At 30.8% G+C, this 18,226-nt stretch carries 15 protein-coding genes; 4 read left to right on the forward strand and 11 right to left on the reverse strand.

Annotated elements, in window-relative coordinates; all coding sequences use genetic code 11:
• The first annotated feature begins 45 nt into the window (after positions 1-45).
• Positions 46-930 carry an SdiA-regulated domain-containing protein gene (locus AB3G33_RS09210; RefSeq protein WP_367768512.1) on the forward strand — a complete coding sequence of 295 codons (885 nt, stop codon included), beginning with the start codon at positions 46-48 and terminating at the stop codon, positions 928-930.
• On the opposite strand, the gene AB3G33_RS09215 is transcribed toward AB3G33_RS09210, so the two are convergent.
• Entirely contained in the window at positions 913-4,641 is a 3,729-nt protein-coding gene (locus AB3G33_RS09215; RefSeq protein ID WP_367768515.1) for a metallophosphoesterase, read from the reverse strand. The genes AB3G33_RS09210 and AB3G33_RS09215 overlap by 18 nt on opposite strands.
• Positions 4,642-4,664: 23 nt before the next feature.
• Here AB3G33_RS09215 and AB3G33_RS09220 point away from each other — a divergent pair, with 23 nt between their 5' ends.
• Positions 4,665-5,855 (forward strand): Pycsar system effector family protein, encoded by a 1,191-nt coding sequence (locus tag AB3G33_RS09220; protein ID WP_367768518.1) that lies wholly within the window; start codon positions 4,665-4,667, stop codon positions 5,853-5,855.
• On the opposite strand, the gene AB3G33_RS09225 is transcribed toward AB3G33_RS09220, so the two are convergent.
• The 10 genes from AB3G33_RS09225 to AB3G33_RS09270 form a co-directional block, all read right to left on the reverse strand.
• Positions 5,852-8,215, reverse strand: a complete 2,364-nt coding sequence (locus tag AB3G33_RS09225) for a GAF domain-containing protein (RefSeq protein WP_367768521.1) — start codon at positions 8,213-8,215, stop codon at positions 5,852-5,854. The two genes, AB3G33_RS09220 and AB3G33_RS09225, sit on opposite strands and share 4 nt — an antisense overlap.
• A 160-nt stretch (positions 8,216-8,375) precedes the next feature.
• The gene (locus tag AB3G33_RS09230; RefSeq protein WP_367768523.1) at positions 8,376-8,615 is read right to left on the reverse strand and encodes a hypothetical protein; all 240 of its coding nucleotides are present in this window, start codon (positions 8,613-8,615) and stop codon (positions 8,376-8,378) included.
• A 788-nt stretch (positions 8,616-9,403) separates the two neighbouring features.
• The gene (locus AB3G33_RS09235) at positions 9,404-10,462 is read right to left on the reverse strand and encodes a nucleoid-associated protein (RefSeq protein WP_367768525.1); all 1,059 of its coding nucleotides are present in this window, start codon (positions 10,460-10,462) and stop codon (positions 9,404-9,406) included.
• A 62-nt stretch (positions 10,463-10,524) separates the two neighbouring features.
• A complete protein-coding gene (locus tag AB3G33_RS09240) occupies positions 10,525-10,884 on the reverse strand; it encodes a four helix bundle protein (protein WP_367768527.1) in 360 nt (119 codons plus the stop codon).
• Between the two features lie 63 nt (positions 10,885-10,947).
• On the reverse strand, positions 10,948-11,487 hold the full coding sequence (locus AB3G33_RS09245) for a hypothetical protein (RefSeq protein ID WP_367752029.1): 540 nt from the start codon (positions 11,485-11,487) through the stop codon (positions 10,948-10,950).
• A 106-nt stretch (positions 11,488-11,593) separates the two neighbouring features.
• A complete protein-coding gene (locus AB3G33_RS09250) occupies positions 11,594-12,196 on the reverse strand; it encodes an HPP family protein (protein ID WP_367768530.1) in 603 nt (200 codons plus the stop codon).
• Between the two features lie 6 nt (positions 12,197-12,202).
• Positions 12,203-13,483, reverse strand: coding sequence for a chloride channel protein (locus AB3G33_RS09255; protein ID WP_367768533.1), 1,281 nt, complete (start codon positions 13,481-13,483; stop codon positions 12,203-12,205).
• Between the two features lie 151 nt (positions 13,484-13,634).
• Positions 13,635-14,024: a VOC family protein gene (locus tag AB3G33_RS09260; protein WP_367768535.1), complete on the reverse strand. Its 390-nt coding sequence runs from the start codon at positions 14,022-14,024 to the stop codon at positions 13,635-13,637.
• 1 nt (position 14,025) lies between these two features.
• Entirely contained in the window at positions 14,026-14,286 is a 261-nt protein-coding gene (locus tag AB3G33_RS09265; protein WP_367752037.1) for a hypothetical protein, read from the reverse strand.
• Between the two features lie 3 nt (positions 14,287-14,289).
• Positions 14,290-14,847, reverse strand: coding sequence for a sugar O-acetyltransferase (locus AB3G33_RS09270; protein WP_367768538.1), 558 nt, complete (start codon positions 14,845-14,847; stop codon positions 14,290-14,292).
• A gap of 270 nt (positions 14,848-15,117) precedes the next feature.
• Here AB3G33_RS09270 and AB3G33_RS09275 point away from each other — a divergent pair, with 270 nt between their 5' ends.
• A complete protein-coding gene (locus AB3G33_RS09275) occupies positions 15,118-17,277 on the forward strand; it encodes a TonB-dependent receptor (RefSeq protein ID WP_367768541.1) in 2,160 nt (719 codons plus the stop codon).
• Between the two features lie 252 nt (positions 17,278-17,529).
• Positions 17,530-18,180 (forward strand): hypothetical protein, encoded by a 651-nt coding sequence (locus AB3G33_RS09280; protein ID WP_367768544.1) that lies wholly within the window; start codon positions 17,530-17,532, stop codon positions 18,178-18,180.
• Positions 18,181-18,226 lie beyond the last annotated feature (46 nt).

Raw genomic sequence — 18,226 nt, forward strand, 5'->3', positions numbered from 1 at the left:
TTTTTGATTATCTTCTTTTTTATTTATGTGATATCGGTATAATTTATGAAAAATTATTTTTTGTTTTTTTCGGTCGGTTTCTTTTTATTTTCATGTCAACAAGATTCAGGTTTACTATCTCCCCTTTATAAATTACCGGACAATTTAAAGGAGGTTTCTGGTATTAGTTACGCACCAGAAAATCATTTAGTTTGGGTAATTGAAGATAGTGGCAATAAGAATAAAATCTATGCTTTAGATCAAAAAGGGAATGTTGCGAATAGTCTAACAATAAAGAAGACAAAAAATATTGATTGGGAAGAGATTACTAAAGATGGAGATGGGAACTTATATATAGGTGATTTTGGGAACAATGAGAATGTCAGAAAGGATTTATGCATTTATAAAATTGCAAAAGCAGCATTAGATAATAAGACAACTGCACCCATTTATAAAGTGTCTTTTTCTTATCCAGAACAAAATGAATTTCCTCCAAAAAAGAAAGAATTACTTTTTGATGTTGAAAGTTTTTTTGAACTAAAGGGTAATTTTTATTTGTTTACTAAAAACAGAAGTAAGGGATTTGATGGTACTACATTATTGTATCGAATCCCAAATAAAGAAGGATTCCATCAAGCGAAGTTATTAGGTAAATATAAAACAGGGAATGATTTTGATAATTATGCAATAACAAGTGCAGCTATTAGTCCAGATCAATCAAAAGTAGTCTTGTTGAGTCATAGCAGAATTTGGTTATTTGAGAATTTTAAAGAGGACGATTTTTCCTCGGGAAAAATGTGTGAATTTAATTTAAAGCATAATTCTCAAAAAGAAGGGATTTGTTTTAAAGATAATGATAAATTACTAATTGTCGACGAAAAAACAAAGGGTAATGGGGGAATGGTTTATGAAGTTTCCATAAATAACCTTAAACTAAAATCCAAACCCTAATCCAAAAGTGATTCGTCCTTCATCATCTGGGCTCTTAAAATAAGTAAGCCTAGCAGTGATTACATTTAAACCATTAAGCCATAAACCTCCACCAAAGGATTGATGCCACTTGTTTGATTTCTCTCCGTCTAACCAAACTCTTCCATAATCAAAACCTCCTAAAACACCATAAGTCATTGGAACAATACTTTCGCGTATTTTTCCAATATTCCATCTTAAATCACTACTTTGAAAAAAGGATTGCTTGCCTAAAAAGCGTTCATTTCTAAAACCTCTTAAATCATAATCACCGCCTAAAGTTGCACCTTGATAGAATTCAAAATTATTATTTAATACTGCTTTTCCTTTTAACAGTGTTGCTAAAACAAACTTACCATTAGAGTCAATTTTGTGATTAAAATTAAGTTTTGATTCAATTGTTGGAAAATTACGATTTAGATCACCTAGGTTTACTTTCCAGCTTCCTGAAATCGAAAACCCCATTCCAATGCTTGGTAATGAAGGGTTGTCGTAATTTTCATAACTATATTTTAAAGTGGTTCCTGCAAATTGTTGATTTTCAAAAACGTTAGGGTTTACAGTATTTACAGTGGTTATAAAACGATTTACAGTCCTGTCAATTTCTATATTTTCAAAAATAGATTGAATAGTTATTGTACTACCATTAAGGCCTGCTTTTTTTAATTGTGGAGCTGCTTTAATAATTCGAATACGAACACGGTTGTAATCCATTCCTTCGATATCATCATTATTGTGGGTTTCGTTTCCATAGCCAAAATAATTGATTGCAAAATTGGGACTTGTAAACTGTGTATCTAAATTAAAATCCCATGAACCAATAACTTTTGGCGCTGATAAATTATAAAGCAATTCAAAACCTTCAGTAGCAAAATAATAATTAGCTTTAAATATATGTTTTCTAGTGTATGGATTTTGCTTGAAACGATTAACGGTATAGTTGACATTTATACCAAATTTTATTCCATCATCAGGGTTAAAGCCTATTGTAGGATATCCTGAAAAGGCATTGTATTTTGGCTTTTTGTAATTATATAAGTTAGTTTCATAATTGTCGCTCAATTTTTTTTGAGTTTTAGAATCGATATTGAAAGTGTTGTTTTTAGAATCAAAATCTAAGATTTTAATTTTATCTCCGTTTTCTACGGTATAGGTATCGTTATTTTGACCACCAATTAGTCTAATTTTTGTTTTTGAATAATAATTCCCTTTTACTTCAAATTCATCATCATCATCTAACCCATAGATCCATATGTTTTTAGTTTTAGAACCATTATAACTAATGCTATGGATTAATTGTTCTCCTTCTTTTTTTAATCTATAAACAGAAACTTCAATATTGTTTTTTGAGATGTGATTGATGACAAATTTGTCTTTTTTATTGGTACCAACAATCAAAACTGTTTTTTGTAAAACGGTGGAATAATTAGAAGCATAATTAGCTAGTTTTGCTCTTCTAGATTTTAACTTTTCCTTAATTTCGGCAATTGTTTTATCCTGAACCTCTTTTGGTAAACTAGTAAAAGCATTATCAATCGCTTCATCTGTAAGGTTTTCTTGAATGTATCGTGCTTCTTTAATCCAATCTTTTTTTGTTGCCGTTTTTAAAAAAGCCACGTCTAATGGATAGGCTTCACGATTAAACCACTTGACATTTTTTATATCATCTTTAAAACTTTGCATATGTCGCAATGCGGGAATATTCATTAAAATAGAAAGCAAAGCACCATCGTATTTTGAAAATGCTTGGTCTCTATCTCTAGGAATCGGTTTGTAAATTATTTTCCCATCCTCCTTATATTCGCCCCAACGCCATTGATCATAATGCCTGTCCCAATCTCCAATTAACATGTCAAATAAACGGGCTTTTATATATTCGTTTTCATCAATACTATATTTCTCGTCTTTTACTAGATTTTCTAATACTTCTTCGGTTCCTATTATATCCTTTGGAGTACCAAAACTTTTTAATTTTTTTTGACTTTCCGAAGGCCTTTCTTCAACTAAATACAATTCATCACCAAAATTGGTGTTAAATTCTTCCAAGCCATTTTGCTTTGGGATGTAAAATAATTTTGGATTAGTGTGAGATACCCCAATTTTATCTGCTAAAGCACCAACAGCTAAGGGAGTGTATGGATGTGCAGTGGTATAAAAATCATATAAAAAGTCTTCAGCAAATGTATTTTCAAATTCGTTTTCTACATATTGATCTTTAAATGCAACACTTTGCAAAAATCGGGAGACACTCTTTTTAACTGCACGCATTACATATTCCTTACCGTCTTTATCAACAAGTCGTAATGATTTTGATTGATGACCCCCACCTGCAATATCTGGTTTTAAACCTCCATACAAGGTATCTAGAATGGCAGTTTTGGCTTCTATAAGTACACCATAATAATTTCTATAATGTGTTCCTAAAAATAAATTATGTGCTTTACTTTTATGAATCATGTCTGGAGTATAAACAGCCGATTTTGTTGTTAGAGAAAATTTATTTGGATATTCTAAAACTACTTCGTTTTTGGGAAATAAGACAGTTTTCTCAAAAAGGAGCTTGTTTTTATTGTTTTCTTGACCAAAAAAGGAAACGATTGTTTTTCCATTACGATAGACTTTTAAAGTAGCAAAACCATTTTTACCGTAAGAGAAATCATTTTGATAGATCGCTCTGGCTGCTTCCGACTTTGATCCAGCACCGCTTATTATTTGTTTTATATTTTGATGATCAATGTATTGTAAATTATGATCGTGTCCAGAAACGACTATAACATTGTCATGTCCTTGTAAAAGGGTTTTTATTCTTTTCGAAAAAGCGGTATATTGTTTGTTTTGAATGTCTTGAGGGCTTATTCCGGATGTTTTTCGAATAAAGTTAATTAAAGAGCCTATTACTGGAAGCGGGATTTTTTGTTCCAAGGGAAAAAGCTGTTTTTTTAATGAAAACTGACCACCATGACTACCGTTGCTCATTAATGGATGGTGTAATGCGAGTATTACGGTTTTCTCTTTGTTCTTAGTTAATAAACTTTCCAGTTCCTCAAAAAAGCCTTCTCGAGATTTAATATCACAATCGTCATTTATTGTTGGAGTCTTGTCCCAGTCCTCCAAGAACCATTGACTATCAATTGTAATTAGTGTTGTGAAATCATTAATTTTTAAATCATCTATGGGACAACCTTTTCCTGGTAAAAATGATTTTTTATCATTTAAGTAATCAGTAACAATTTCTTCTTGACGCTTTAAACCATTTATTCCATTATACCAATCATGATTTCCAGGTATAAAAAGCGTTTTACCTTTAAACTCTTTAGAAAGTGCTAACTGGTTTAATAGTTTGTTTTTTGCCAAATCATAACTGGATTTGTCTTCTTTATTTGGCATTCCTTTCGGGTAAATATTGTCTCCCAAAAAAAGTAACGTAGCATTTTTATCTGATTTTAGTAATGCTTCATTAAGTTGGTTTAGCGTTTTTTTTGAATTATCTTCGTCACTATTACCAGCGTCACCAATTAAAAAAAAAGTATGAGCAATTTTAGAAGTATCATCTGCGTTTGTTGTTAAACTAGCTGTAATTTTATTTCCATATTGTGCTTGATGAGTTGAACAAGAATGCAATATGAATATTGATAAAAATAAGTATGCGGGTATTTTATATTTTATAAAATGATTATCTGAAAACAATTTCATAATTTAGTATTATAAAAATTTTTATGAATCTTATAGAACAAGCCGAAAATTTTGTAATTAAATTACTCAAAGATAGACTTTCTATTTCATTTACATATCATAATGTTAAGCACACAATGGATGTGGTTAAGGCGGTTGAAGTCCTTAGTGAGAAAGAGTCTTTAAGTCAATTAGATAGGGAAATAGTTTTAATAGCGGCTTGGTTTCATGATACAGGTTACATTCAAGGTTGTGATCATCATGAGCTTTCTAGTGTAACGATAGCCACTGATTTCCTAAAAGAAAAAGACAAATCTACAGAATACATTGAAAAAGTGGCTAGTACAATTCAAGCTACTACATTCGATTATGCACCTAATACGGTTCTGGAAAAAATCATAAGAGATGCTGATTATTCTCATTTTGCGAGTCCTGATTATTTAAGTATTTGTGAATCGTTAAGAACGGAATGGGAAAATACACTGCAAAAATTCTATAATGATTTTGAATGGGATAGCGAGAATTATAGAATACTAACACAATGTCATCAATATTATACTGATTTTGCAATTGCTAATTGGACTCCGTTAAAGGAAAAAAACATACTCTTGGTTCAAGATAAAATAAAAAAAATAGAAGCCAAAATGGAAGAAATGCCTAAGAAAATAAAAAATAAAAAGAAAACGGAGAAAAACAAAAAAGCGGATCGTGGTGTTGACACTTTGTTTCGAATCACATTAAGTAATCACACGAGATTAAGTGGTATTGCTGACAGTAAAGCCAATATTCTACTTTCAGTAAATGCAATTATTATTTCTATTGCGCTTTCGTCAATTATTCCAAAATTAGATAGTGCAAATAACGCGCATTTGGTTATGCCAACATTTATTATGCTTATGTTTAGTGTGATTTCAATAATTTTTGCCATCCTATCTACACGCCCAAAAGTTACCAGTGGTATTTTTACGCGAAAAGACATTGAGGATAGAAAAGTAAATTTGTTGTTTTTTGGTAATTTTTATAAAATGCCTTTAGAAGAATATGAATGGGCTGTAAATGAAATGATGAAAGACAACGAATACTTATATAATTCTTTAATTAAAGATTTATATTATTTAGGCTTAGTACTTGAAAAAAAATATAGATTGTTAAGGATTACTTATAATATTTTTATGATCGGAATTATTATTTCGGTGATTGCATTTGTACTGGCTTTTTATTCTGTTAGAGCTTAATTTATTTCACTTAATAATTCCTGATAAGAATATTTATCATTAGAAGACTCTGTATTAACCACTTTTATTCGTAAAGCTTTTAAACCTGAAACGCCCTGTAGCTCTTCAATGTCAAATTGTTCTATAGTAGGTTCTAGAATTTTTTTGAATTGCAAAAATTTAATGTATTTCAAATATTCAGTTTCCTCATAGCTATGAGAATATACGATTGTTATTTTTTCTTTTTGAGTTATTCTTTCTTGCGTACCTTTAATATTTGCTTTGTCAATGCGTTTTTTTACTACTTCATAGCGGGCATTATATGTTCCATCTACGTCAAAACGTTTTTCGTCCATTCTAAATCGTATGGAAAGTGGGGAGCTAAATACTAAAATTAATGAAGTCACATCTAACTCATATGGTAAGGCTTTTTTTAATCGATGGTGTTCTAATTCCATTTTGCATAAAGTTTGTAATTGCCATAATCTCAGGTTGCTAAGATACATGATGTCAAAAGGTTGTGAAGGTGTGATAGAGGCTCCAATATATAAATTATGTTCTACTCCATCAGTTTTAAATCGTTCAAAATAATGAGGAAAAATGGTTTGAGCATCAAGTTGTTCCTTATCTAGAATGGAAGCCATTTTTTTATTGATAATGGACATTGCATCATCAAACTTTTTTCTAGAATGATAAAACAAAGCTGTTTTAGGATCTAATTCTTCAAAATATTGGTTAATTATTAATTGACACGTATTGTCAATCTTAGAGTTATTTAAAATAGGATGTATTTCTTTTTGAATATAGTTTTGAATTTGTTGCTCAGTATCTGCTTTTAATTCCTTTTCAAGTTCTTTAAAATAGGTTTGCATTTCAAATTTTCGTTGTTCCAATAATGTGAGTGAGCTATTAGATTTCAAGCTCTCAAAAATAGTTAACAATGTTTTTAATTGATTTTTAAGATCCTCTTTAACAGTGTCATTTCTATGCTGTGAAGAGCCTTTAATGTCTATTTGACCATATAAAGGATATACTTCTTTAAATACAATTTCTTTAAAGATATAGTCTTTATTTGGGCTGTTCGTTTGGTAGTATTTTTCAGCTTCGTTCTTAAATTTCCAATATACACTGGAATGGATTGCAGTATATTCTCTTTGAATTACTGCCTCTATTTGGTTTTGTAAATCGACATTGTAGCGTTCCAAAGAATCAATTACATATGGCAGTAGAAGGTCTAAATTGTTAGCATTGATACTGTTAAGTTCTCTTGTTTTGGAAGATACTAGCTCTATAATACCAAGTAGTTTGCCGTTTTTTAAGACAGGAGCCAGAATACAACTTTTTATATTTTGTTTCAATAAATGGTTTCCTAAAGTCTCATTTCCTAAGATTGTAGAGAATTTTTCAACATTTGAAATTATAAATGGTTTTTTTTCATTTAAAAGAGTAATTTGAGAACATCCAAAAAAGGCTTTGTTACAATCGACCATTTCATCCTGTTCAAAAAGAATGTAACTTTTTATTTTGTTATTGAATGGCGGCTTTATGAATTTATCTTGTTTTTCATCATAAAAGATTAAACCTACTTTTAAATCGGGAATTTTAAAGATGGACCTAAATATAGTTTCAAAATTTTCTTGATTTCCGGCATCGGTTTCAGACTTTAATAAGTTACTTTTTAAATTAGAAATTGCACTTTCTGTGGTAGCATCAAAAAGAGTTACGATACCAAAACCCTTAAATATCCAACTTTCTATTGGAAATTTTTGTTTCCATAACGAGATGTCATCATAATTATCCATTAATTGATCAATATCTTCTGGGGTTAATGCAATTGATTTTTTAGTTGGAGTTATTTCTAAAAAATCAGCATTATAAAGAATACGATAATGTTTTAGTATACCATTTGAATCAGGAATATCATAAAATAAAGGTTTATTGATTTCAAAGTGTTGTTGGTAAACCGTATTCAAGATGAGTATACAACTTACAATGTATAACTGATCCCCGTCAAGGTCTCTAATGGACATGTCAAAAGTACCGCCTGCCTCTTTTAGAATTTTACTAAATCGTTCCGAAAAATTAAAGGTCAAGTTTTGAAAGGGAATTGTAACCGCCTTGATTTCATTTTTTGTCAATGCAGTTGGAAATAAATCAGCCAGTAAGTATTTTATGAGTGTTTTATTATCCTCAATAATAGATATATCTTCAATACCAGTACTAAACTCAGGAATATGTTCAATTTCTTTTAATAATGCTTTGGCATAATTGGAGCGATAATCAATTTCAGACAAAGCTATTTCCTCCAAAGATTCAATCAGTTTATGAAATGAAATTAAGGTTTTAAATGGACTTTCTTTGAAAAAATTAATGTTTCCCATAAAATATGATATAGGGTACAAATCTACAAAAAACTAAAATTAAAAGTACATTTTGATAACTTATTGTGTTCTTTTTGTCAATCTTTTCCTATTGGCCTTTTGTGTCTTATTTACACTAAAACAGGGAAAAGTAAGGATGTTTTTTTGAGCGTACTATAGGTTATGCTTTATGGAGTTTTTTTTTATAAAATTGGATTAAAGTTTCGTTGATTTCTTTTAATTCAGGAGTGAGGTTGGTTCTATTACCTTCATCATCATTTGTTAATTCTAAATCACAGATTGAACATTTATATTCATTGATGTGATTGGTAATTCTTCTTGATAGGATGATTTTATGACCAATAATTTTGCAAATCATTTTTTTACTTAGAAAAATGTCTTTGATTTCTACTTTGGTCATAATTAGGTTGTTTAGGTAGATTTGGGGATAATAAACTTATTAAATTATCGTTAATATCGCTAAATTTATCGATTAAATGCGTGTTTATTTATTTTTAACAAGGTATTACGTATATTTTGTAACAATAATAAATTAAAATATAAAAAAAATCTCTAATTACTGAAAGTAATTAGAGATTAAAAATTTGGGGCAAAATTTTTTAAAATAAAAATTATAGGACTAACTCATAATTTAGATTTATTTTATAATTCAAGACTAATCAATAATAATTAGACATAAATTAATTCTTTTCTATTCGAATAACTTGAACCTCGTAAAACCTTTTTTTTATTGTTTGTAAACAATGTATGATTAATAGTATCAGCATCTCTTTAATTTAAGTTTTGAACAATTATTATATCTAGATCAAATCTAAGGAGTTATTTTTTTAATAAATAACTCTCTTTTTATTTTATTGACAATTAAATGTCATTAAATAAAGGGGCTTATTCTATCTAATATTCATTAGATTTTAAAAATATTTGATTTCTTAATTATGTAAAACAATAGGCTAATTAATTTGTCTCATAATAATAATTGTTTAGGTAGGTTTGGGAACTGTAAATATAGAATTAATCCGTTAAAACGATTAAAAAAATAGATGAAATACATAAATTTAGTTTATTTATAGTAAATACCTTATGATTATAGGTCAATACTATATTTGTTACTTTCTGCTTACGGCATCAAAAAACCCTCAACTATATTATAATTGAGGGTTTTTTAGGTCTTAATTTATGATTTACGGTTTATGATTTCTCTTCTTTGTTGAAATAAACCAAGTAATAATACATTTGCTTTTCTTCGTCCCAACCTTTTTCAACAAATTTCTCTGCACTTTCAGGATTAATGAAATCCATTTTTATTTGAATGTGTGTATCTAGATTGATTACATTTTTGATTGACTTACGTGCATCAGTAACTGCTGCATTAGCAATAGGGAATGAGGTTACATCTTCAATACTGTATTTTTCTCCTTTATCAACTTTGTAATTCTTGAATTCAGGAATTAAGTCTGGGTTGTCAAGAACTTCATTTAAAAAATTAGTCTCTTCAAACTGATCGTTTTTGGCGAAATAATTTACAGAACGATTCATGAACATGACTTCTTCTTTTTTGTCTTCTGCTGGAAAAACAACATCTTTGGCAAAACTTTGACAGAATTTCAAATATTTCTTAGTAATGAAATTCTCATCTTCAAATGCATCAACTGATAAGAAATGCTCTAACCAGTAACGAGCATCATAACGGTTGCTGTCAACTGTAAGTATTTTATATCCTTCTTCTTTTTTATGATTAAAAATAATACATCCTTTATCTAATTTACTTAGGTTGATACCTTGTTGTAAAATCATTTCTAGATGTGTTCCTTTTTCTTCAAATTGTAAAAAGTCCGATTGTAATTCACTTTTAAAAATTCCAATGGCGTCCACTACATTATTATCAATATTTACATTGGTCAAATACGTAACATAAACCTCACCATTCTTAATGTGTGGATGGTTTGATTGATCAAATAGATGTTGTGTGATTTTTTTAGAACCTTCGTGTAAACTGCTAGGGTTGTCAAATATTTCCGAAGCATATTTATACATGTCGTTGTAATCCAAATCTACTTCATGGGCAAACTGGAAATAGTTCTCCTCTTTTTCTCTAAATGGTTTTAGAAAAAATTCTTTTATAAGAGGTACAATTTCGTCTTGAAGGCTAAATGGTTGCTCCGATAAGAAAATAGCTTCATTGCGACTTTTATTTCCTACTCTGTGAATAGAAAGTGTCTCAATATGTGTGTTAAATAAGTTGATCATTGGCTATGAGTTTCAAAGTTTCAGAGTTTCAGAGTTTCAAAGTATTTCGAACAAAAAAGCGATTATAAATCAGTTTTAATTTTTCGACAAAAAGCACTTATCATTCTTTCTACTTCTCTGCTATCTTCGTATGTTTTGTTAAATTGTAATTGGTTAATATATTTTAAATTAAAAGCAATTTCGAGTTGTGTTTGCAATTCAAATAATGATGCAACAGCAATATTTAAAAATTTCAAATAATCTTTGTTTCCGTTTCTACCGTAACCTTCAGCAATATTGCTAGGGATCGATATAGCACTTCTTCTTAATTGAGAGGTAAGGGCATAAATTTCTTCTTTTGGGAAATTATTAGACAAAGTGTAAATTTCAGTAACGAGTACCATTGATTTTTGCCATATTAATAAATCTCTAAATGTTCCCATATTTTTTATAACGGCTAAAAGTCTTTGTCACTCTGAAACTATGCAGCTTTGTCACTCAAAAAACTAATTCCAATTCTCTTCAAATCCAAAATCTTCAAAGCTATCATCTCCTCCAAACATATCTAGATCATCTTCATCTAAATCATCTTCAAATTCGCTGGCAAAATCATCAGCATTGTCTGCTTCAAAGTTTTTTTCCATAGCTTCATCTGGCATTTCACCATGTGAAAATAAGGTCTCAGGATATAAATTCCCTGCTTCTTGCTCTTCAATTGCAGCTAGTTCTACAAGGAATGTCCACATATTGATGAAGTCATAAACATAGATAATCTTAGTGTTTTCGTCATCCAATAAATCGGATAAAACATAATCACTCATGATTTTTTGCTCCCCTGGAACATCTCCAGTATCAAAAAGTGAAATTTCATCCTCTTGATTCCAAGTTTCATCACAAGTATAGAAAGAGGCTACTTCCATGCCGTCAAAACCAAATGAATTGAAGATAGCGTTGTGTAAATCTTCTAAAGTATCATCAGCAAGTATTGCTATATCTCTAAATATATCTTCTTCAGCATCTAGAATTACTCTGAATTTGTAAACCATAATCTTTGTTTTTTATTGAAAGGTCAAAGGTAAAATTTAATTTCAGATATCTTTTTAAGAAACTTGATTTGTTAATAAGATTTCAATATTGTTATAAGTACTATGCCTACAGCTTTTTAATAATTCGTTTTTTAAAAGTATGGTACTTCTTGTGGTATCTGTTATTGCTTGGGTAACTTCGATTTTCAGTTATATTATTGACTACTAATGCAACTAATAGAAGTATAAGTACACCAATAAGGACTGGGCTCAATACATACCAATAACCTAGCTCTTTTATTTTAGAAGAACCAATTACGGCAATCAATGCAGTGGCTCCTCCAGGTGGATGTAAAGTTTTTGTAATTTGCATGAGAACGATGGAAATTGACACCGCTAATGCTGCGGCTAACCAAATGATTTCTGGAAATAATAAGTGGATTGTCACGCCAATTATTGCAGAAATAAAATGTCCTCCAACCAAGTTTTTGGGTTGTGAAAACGGGCTTTGAATATTGCCATAAATTAAAACGCTTGACGCCCCAAAAGATCCAATGAGATAAACATTATCGGAATCAACAAAATGATGAGAATTAAAATAAGCAATAGCTCCAATGCCAATAAACGAACCAACAAAAGCCCAAAAATGTTCCTTAAAGTCAATCAATGTTTCTTTATAAAGGATATATCTAGTTTTGCGATATCCTTTTTTAATTTTTTGAATAGGCATGTTTTTTTATTTTGATAGACTAGCTGAATAGGAATATACGGAATGTGGATAAATCATCTTTGCTGTATATTTTGAAATAAGACAAACGACTAAAATGGGAAAAAACAAAGTGTAATCATTGGTTAAACCACAAATTAAGAATATCGCTGTAAAAGGAGCATGAATACTAGCACTTAAAACAGCTGCCATTCCTAATACCATAAAGTTAACAGGAATTATATTAGCTTTAAAATAAGTATTTAAAATTTGCGCTACAAATAAACCTAAAAATGCACCGATGAATATACTTGGAGCAAAAACCCCTCCGTCTCCACCAGAAAATAACGTGGCTGATGTGACAATAGGTTTTAAAAGAATAACTCCTAAAAGGGTATATAGTAAGTTAAAAGATATTTTCACTTCATTTGGATTTATAAAAATCATTTTGATGGCATGATAACCTTCTCCATAAAGTTGCGGGAAGAAAAATAGAGAAAAACTTAATATTACAGATCCAATTATAATTTTGTAATAATGACTTTTTATTTGGGTTAAATTATTTTTGAAAAATAAAACACAACGGGTAAGGTAAACAGAATTAATTCCAGCCAAAATTCCCAAAAGAATAAAAAACGGAATTGCTCTTAAATTCCAAGTGGTAATGTCAACCGTAAATAATGGTTTTTCGTCAATTAAATAGACAAGTCCAAAAGAAACAGTAACAGCAATAATAGTACTAATTAAAAAAGTGCGTGTTACTTTTCTAGAAATGACTTCAAACACAAAAAAGATTCCCGCAAAAGGACTATTAAACAAAGCTGTAATTCCTGCCGCTACTCCAGCACAAATTAATTCGGTTTTGTACTCTTTAAAAATATTTTGTTTCCTTTGCGCAACTGATCCTATTGTAGCCGTAGCCACAACAGTAGAAACCTCAATTCCTGTAGATCCTCCAAAAACAACAGTCAATAAACCATTAATAAAATGAGATGCAATCTTAGATTTAGGTAAGTTTTTGGTTTTTGAGCCTGTACTTTCAAATATTTCGTTAATTCCTTTATTTTCTTTTTTATTAAATACGTACTGCCTTAAAAAGTAGATGACCGAAAACCCGAAAACAGGAAAAACAAAAATAAAAATAGGATGTATGGATGCCTGGCTGAAGAATATTTCTTCATAGTATTCTGTTAATTTTTTTAAAGTTATTCCTAAAAAAGCAGAAAGAAAGCCAATCAAAATGGAAACAATAACTATTTTTTGGAATTTAATAAATTGAATATTTTTTTTAATGTGCGCTATATTACTCATCTAAATGTATATTACAAGCCTTAATTTTTTTTAAGGTTTTTTAAGTTTTGCAAATATAAAGAAATAAAAGGGAGTACGATTTATTACGAATGGATAATGAGCTTTTTTTAAGAAACCTTTATAATTAGGATCATTTTAATAAGCCAATAATTTATTTTTCATAAAACTCTAACGGCAAACCATCAGGATCAGCAATAAAGAAAAATCGTTTTTGAGTATAGGCATCTACTCGAATTTCTTCAGAAGAAATGTTATTTGTAATTAAAAAAGCTCTTGTTTTTTCAATATCATTTACTTCAAAAGCCAAATGACGCAAACCACAGGATTCTGGAGTCGAAGGCCTTTGAGGTGGATTTGGGAAAGAAAAAAGTTCGACAACAAAGTTTCCGTTTAAAGACAAATCTAATTTATAAGATTCTCTTTCTTCGCGATAAATTTCTTGAATGATTTTTAATCCTAAAATTTCAGTATAAAAATCCTTTGACTTTTGATAATCAGAACAGATAATGGCGATGTGGTGTATTTTGTTAAGTTCTAGCATTTTATTGTAAATAAATCATGGTGGGTAAATTAGCTTCGGGATTTTCCACTAAAGCTTGTGCGTGTAATTTGTTGATGAGTACTTTTGTTTTTTCGATAGAATCAATTTTAAACAAAAAGAAAACTTCGGTATCGTTATCTGTGTTTTGCCAAATGTTTTCTAAATACATTCCTTGGGAGGCATGAAATTCCTTGTCTTTTTCTAGGATTTCTTTAATAACTGCAATTGGAACATTGTTGAGTTTAGCTAATACATGTGACATAGTTTATTGATTTAGTTTTCGTATGACTTTCGCTGGATTTCCAACTGCCAGTGAATTATCGGGCATGTCTTTAGTAACTACTGATCCAGCACCTATAACACAACCTTTACCAATAGTGATTCCTGGGCAAATAACGGAGTTTCCACCAATCCAGCAATCGTCTCCAATGGTTATTGGTAGAGCACTTTCAAGAGTTTTTCTTAATTCAGCTTCCAGTGGATGCGTAGCAGTATACAATTGAACTCCGGGTGCAAAAAACACATTCGAACCTATTGTTACTTTTGCACAATCCAGCACCACACAGTTGACATTAAAATAAACGTTTTCTCCACATAATATATTGTATCCATAATCGCAATGAAAAGGAGGTTCAATATAAAGATTTACTCCAGCATTCGGAATCAATTCTGCTATAATCTCACGTGCTTTTTTGGTCACTCGATATTGAGTAACATTCAAGCTATGTAGCAAGTTTTTTGCCTTTCTTCGCCCTTTAACTAAAACAGGATCTCCAGCCAAGTAATACTCACCATCAATCATTTTTTCTTGTTCCGTTTTCATTTACTATAAATCTTTGTTTCTAAATATTTCTTGGGCATGCCCTCCGCAAAAGCTTCGGTCGGGCTGTTCGTTGCAATCTCCCATGAAAAATGGGAGGATTTCCACTGCCATCCCTCATGCAAATCGCCATTGTAAATCCTTACGATTTGATGTAAATATAACAGAAAATCAAATCGACTACAACTCATCCCTGAAAATTGACAGTTCAGTTAGTTTAAGTTTTTAAAAAGAGACAATCAAAATACATTTGGAGAATCAAAATCAAACCAAATGAAATCAATCACTACATTAATTACTTTATTTTTTACCACTTTACTATTTGCACAAGCTACTATTTCAGGAAAAGTGATAGATGAAAAAGGAAAACCAATCGTTGGCGCTAATGTTTTTATCGAAGGAACTTACGACGGAGCAACATCTAATGAAATGGGGGATTTCTCATTTGTAACGGACGAAAAAGGAAATCAAACATTAGTAGTTAGTTTTTTAATTTACGAAACTTCAAAAACTCAAATTGATGTTGCTAATTTTCAGGGAAAAACCATCAAACTAAAAGAGAATTTAAATGCTTTGGACGCGGTTGTGATTACAGCTGGCACAATGGAATCAGGTGAGAAAGCACGGGTTTCAGTTTTAAAACCGTTAGATATTGTAACCACAGCAGGTTCGGCTGGGAATATTATTGCTGCTTTACAAACCTTGCCTGGGACACAAAGTGTGGGTGAAGACGGTCGTTTGTTTGTTCGCGGAGGAGAAGCTAATGAAACTCAAACTTTTGTCGACGGTATTCGTGTGGCACAACCGTATGGCGCAACAACTAATAATTTGCCTACTCGTGGTCGGTTTTCTCCATTTTTATTCAATGGTATTGCTTTCTCTACTGGAGGGTATTCTGCCGAATATGGGGAAGCGTTATCGAGCGTATTGCTTTTAAATACGGAGGACAATCCGGATCAAAACAAAACCGAAATTTCACTAATGACTGTTGGCTTAGGGCTTGGAAATACTCAAAAATGGGAAAAGAGCTCACTGAGTGTAAATGCTTCGTATATCAATTTAGCTCCTTACCAAGCAGCAATTCCACAAAATGTGGACTGGAATAGTCCTTTTCAATCTTTGTCGGGAGAAACGGTGTATCGCTATAATTTTAATAACGGAATTCTGAAATTGTATGCTGCTTTTGATTCTTCTAAATTTGATATTAATCAGGAAAATATAAACAGTCCAGAGAAAATAAGGGTGAATCTAAACAATGATAATTTTTATTTGAATACTTCATACAAAGGCGGTTTTGGGACTAATTGGCAAATTACTACTGGTATGAGTTATGGGTATAGTAAAAATAAAATAGGATTGGATTTAGATCAAGTTGATAATGATGAAAATGCTGCCCATTTAAAATTGAAATTGAAGAAAAGCTTTTCTAATTATTTTAAATTGTCTTTTGGAGGGGATTATTTTAGTACCAAATTCAATGAAGATTTCAAACCTAATCTTGGAACAACGAATACAAATGGGTACAACTCGAATATTGCAGCAGTCTTCACGGAAGCCGATGTTTTATTTTCGAAAAAGTTTGCCGCCAAAATTGGGTTAAGAGCTTCGTACAATGATTTACTTGATGAAACTGCCCTTGCTCCAAGACTTTCATTAGCATACAAAGTAGCTAAAAATAGTCAGTTCTCATTGGCTTACGGAGATTTCTCTCAAAGTCCATCTGTTGATTATATAAAATATTCTAAATACCATCAGTTTGAAAGTGAGAAAGCGGCTCATTATATTTTGAATTTTCAATATGCTAAAGACAGTAAAACCTTTAGAGCCGAAGCCTATTATAAAGACTACAATAATCTAGTAAAATACGATACTCAGGATATTGCTTATAATTCGGTTTTTAATAATACGGGTTCAGCATACGCTAAAGGGTTGGATTTATTCTGGAGGGATGGAAAAACAATTAAAAATCTAGAATATTGGATTTCCTATTCTTATATCGATACCAAAAGAGATTATAAAAATTTCCCAGTAGCCGCAACCCCCAGTTTTGTCGCTGATCATAGTTTGTCTATTGTAACTAAATATTGGATATCAGACTGGAGATCACAAATTGGATTTACGAATTCTTTTAGCTCAGGACGTCCCTATAATAATCCAAATGAAACCCAATTCATGAATGGAAAAACGAAATCGTATAATAGTTTAAGTTTTAACTGGGCGTATTTAATAAGTGCTCAAAAGATATTATATATCTCCGTTTCAAATGTATTAGGAACACAAAATGTTTTTGGATATGATTATGCTAAAGACCCAAATGCAGCGGGTTATTATAACCGAAAAACCATCACGCCCACAGCAGATCGGTTCTTCTTTGTTGGTTTCTTTTGGACCATTAGCAAAGACAAAAAAGACAATCAGTTGAAGAATCTGTAATTTGTCTTAAAGTTATAAAGTTGAAAGTTTAAAAGGAAGAATGATTTGGATTTTCAAAGACTTAAAGTATTTCCGCAAACAATGTGACTTTCGACTTTATGACTTTCAACTAATTTACCGATTCATCCTTAAAATTCAACAGTTCAGTAATTATAAATTTTTACAACCGTATTTCTGAAATACTTTTGAAATATAAATTAACAACGTTTCAATCATCAATAAAAAATTAATCAATCTTAAAAACTAGAAATCATGACCAAATTAATTACCACTTTCGCACTATTTGTTATTACATTATTATCGGCTCAAGGACAACAAAGCACTATGGAGTCAACAGGAGGGAAGTTTGAACAAGGAATGGGAAAAGCCTTTGGACTTTGGGGAGAAGGGAAAACTACAGAAGCTTCTGATTTATTCGAAAGAATTGCCGCTGCTGAACCTACGAACTGGTTGCCTAATTACTATGTGGCTTTAGTAAATACTACAACTGCTTTTGGAACTAAAGATAAAGAAAAAATAAATTTATTACTTTCGAAAGCACAAAACGCTTTAGATGTAGAAATGGGTAAAGATCAAAATAATGCCGAATTGTATGTGATGCAGGCTATGATTAATACTGCTTGGATTGTTTTCGACCCTATGACGAACGGACAAAAACTATCTGGACCTACTATGGGATTGTACGCAAAAGCTGAAGCAATTGCACCTAATAATCCGAGAGTAGTTTATTCAAAAGCAGAATTTGAAATAGGCGGAGCCAAGTTTTGGGGAAAAGATACCAAACCGATGTGTGCTCAAATTGATAAAGCCATTGAACTTTTTGCTACTTTTAAACCTGAAACACCTTTTTCTCCTAAATGGGGATTAGACAGAGCTTTAGAAGCACAGAAAAACTGTAAATAGGATAATTAATCAAATTCAATTTTCCTATTACTTAATTTAAAATAAT

Source organism: Flavobacterium sp. WC2421 (assembly GCF_040822115.1).
In the GTDB taxonomy this organism is placed as follows: Bacteria; Bacteroidota; Bacteroidia; order Flavobacteriales; family Flavobacteriaceae; genus Flavobacterium.

Excerpts from the sequence above, each read along its gene's own strand:
- AB3G33_RS09280 (WP_367768544.1), top strand. The coding sequence starts at position 17,530 with ATGACCAAATTAATTACCACTTTCGCACTATTTGTTATTACATTATTA.
- AB3G33_RS09260 (WP_367768535.1), bottom strand. The coding sequence starts at position 14,024 with ATGCTAGAACTTAACAAAATACACCACATCGCCATTATCTGTTCTGAT.
- AB3G33_RS09215 (WP_367768515.1), bottom strand. The coding sequence starts at position 4,641 with ATGAAATTGTTTTCAGATAATCATTTTATAAAATATAAAATACCCGCA.
- AB3G33_RS09210 (WP_367768512.1), top strand. The coding sequence starts at position 46 with ATGAAAAATTATTTTTTGTTTTTTTCGGTCGGTTTCTTTTTATTTTCA.
- AB3G33_RS09245 (WP_367752029.1), bottom strand. The coding sequence starts at position 11,487 with ATGGTTTACAAATTCAGAGTAATTCTAGATGCTGAAGAAGATATATTT.
- AB3G33_RS09265 (WP_367752037.1), bottom strand. The coding sequence starts at position 14,286 with ATGTCACATGTATTAGCTAAACTCAACAATGTTCCAATTGCAGTTATT.
- AB3G33_RS09250 (WP_367768530.1), bottom strand. The coding sequence starts at position 12,196 with ATGCCTATTCAAAAAATTAAAAAAGGATATCGCAAAACTAGATATATC.
- AB3G33_RS09255 (WP_367768533.1), bottom strand. The coding sequence starts at position 13,483 with ATGAGTAATATAGCGCACATTAAAAAAAATATTCAATTTATTAAATTC.
- AB3G33_RS09275 (WP_367768541.1), top strand. The coding sequence starts at position 15,118 with ATGAAATCAATCACTACATTAATTACTTTATTTTTTACCACTTTACTA.
- AB3G33_RS09220 (WP_367768518.1), top strand. The coding sequence starts at position 4,665 with ATGAATCTTATAGAACAAGCCGAAAATTTTGTAATTAAATTACTCAAA.
- AB3G33_RS09270 (WP_367768538.1), bottom strand. The coding sequence starts at position 14,847 with ATGAAAACGGAACAAGAAAAAATGATTGATGGTGAGTATTACTTGGCT.
- AB3G33_RS09240 (WP_367768527.1), bottom strand. The coding sequence starts at position 10,884 with ATGGGAACATTTAGAGATTTATTAATATGGCAAAAATCAATGGTACTC.
- AB3G33_RS09235 (WP_367768525.1), bottom strand. The coding sequence starts at position 10,462 with ATGATCAACTTATTTAACACACATATTGAGACACTTTCTATTCACAGA.
- AB3G33_RS09225 (WP_367768521.1), bottom strand. The coding sequence starts at position 8,215 with ATGGGAAACATTAATTTTTTCAAAGAAAGTCCATTTAAAACCTTAATT.
- AB3G33_RS09230 (WP_367768523.1), bottom strand. The coding sequence starts at position 8,615 with ATGACCAAAGTAGAAATCAAAGACATTTTTCTAAGTAAAAAAATGATT.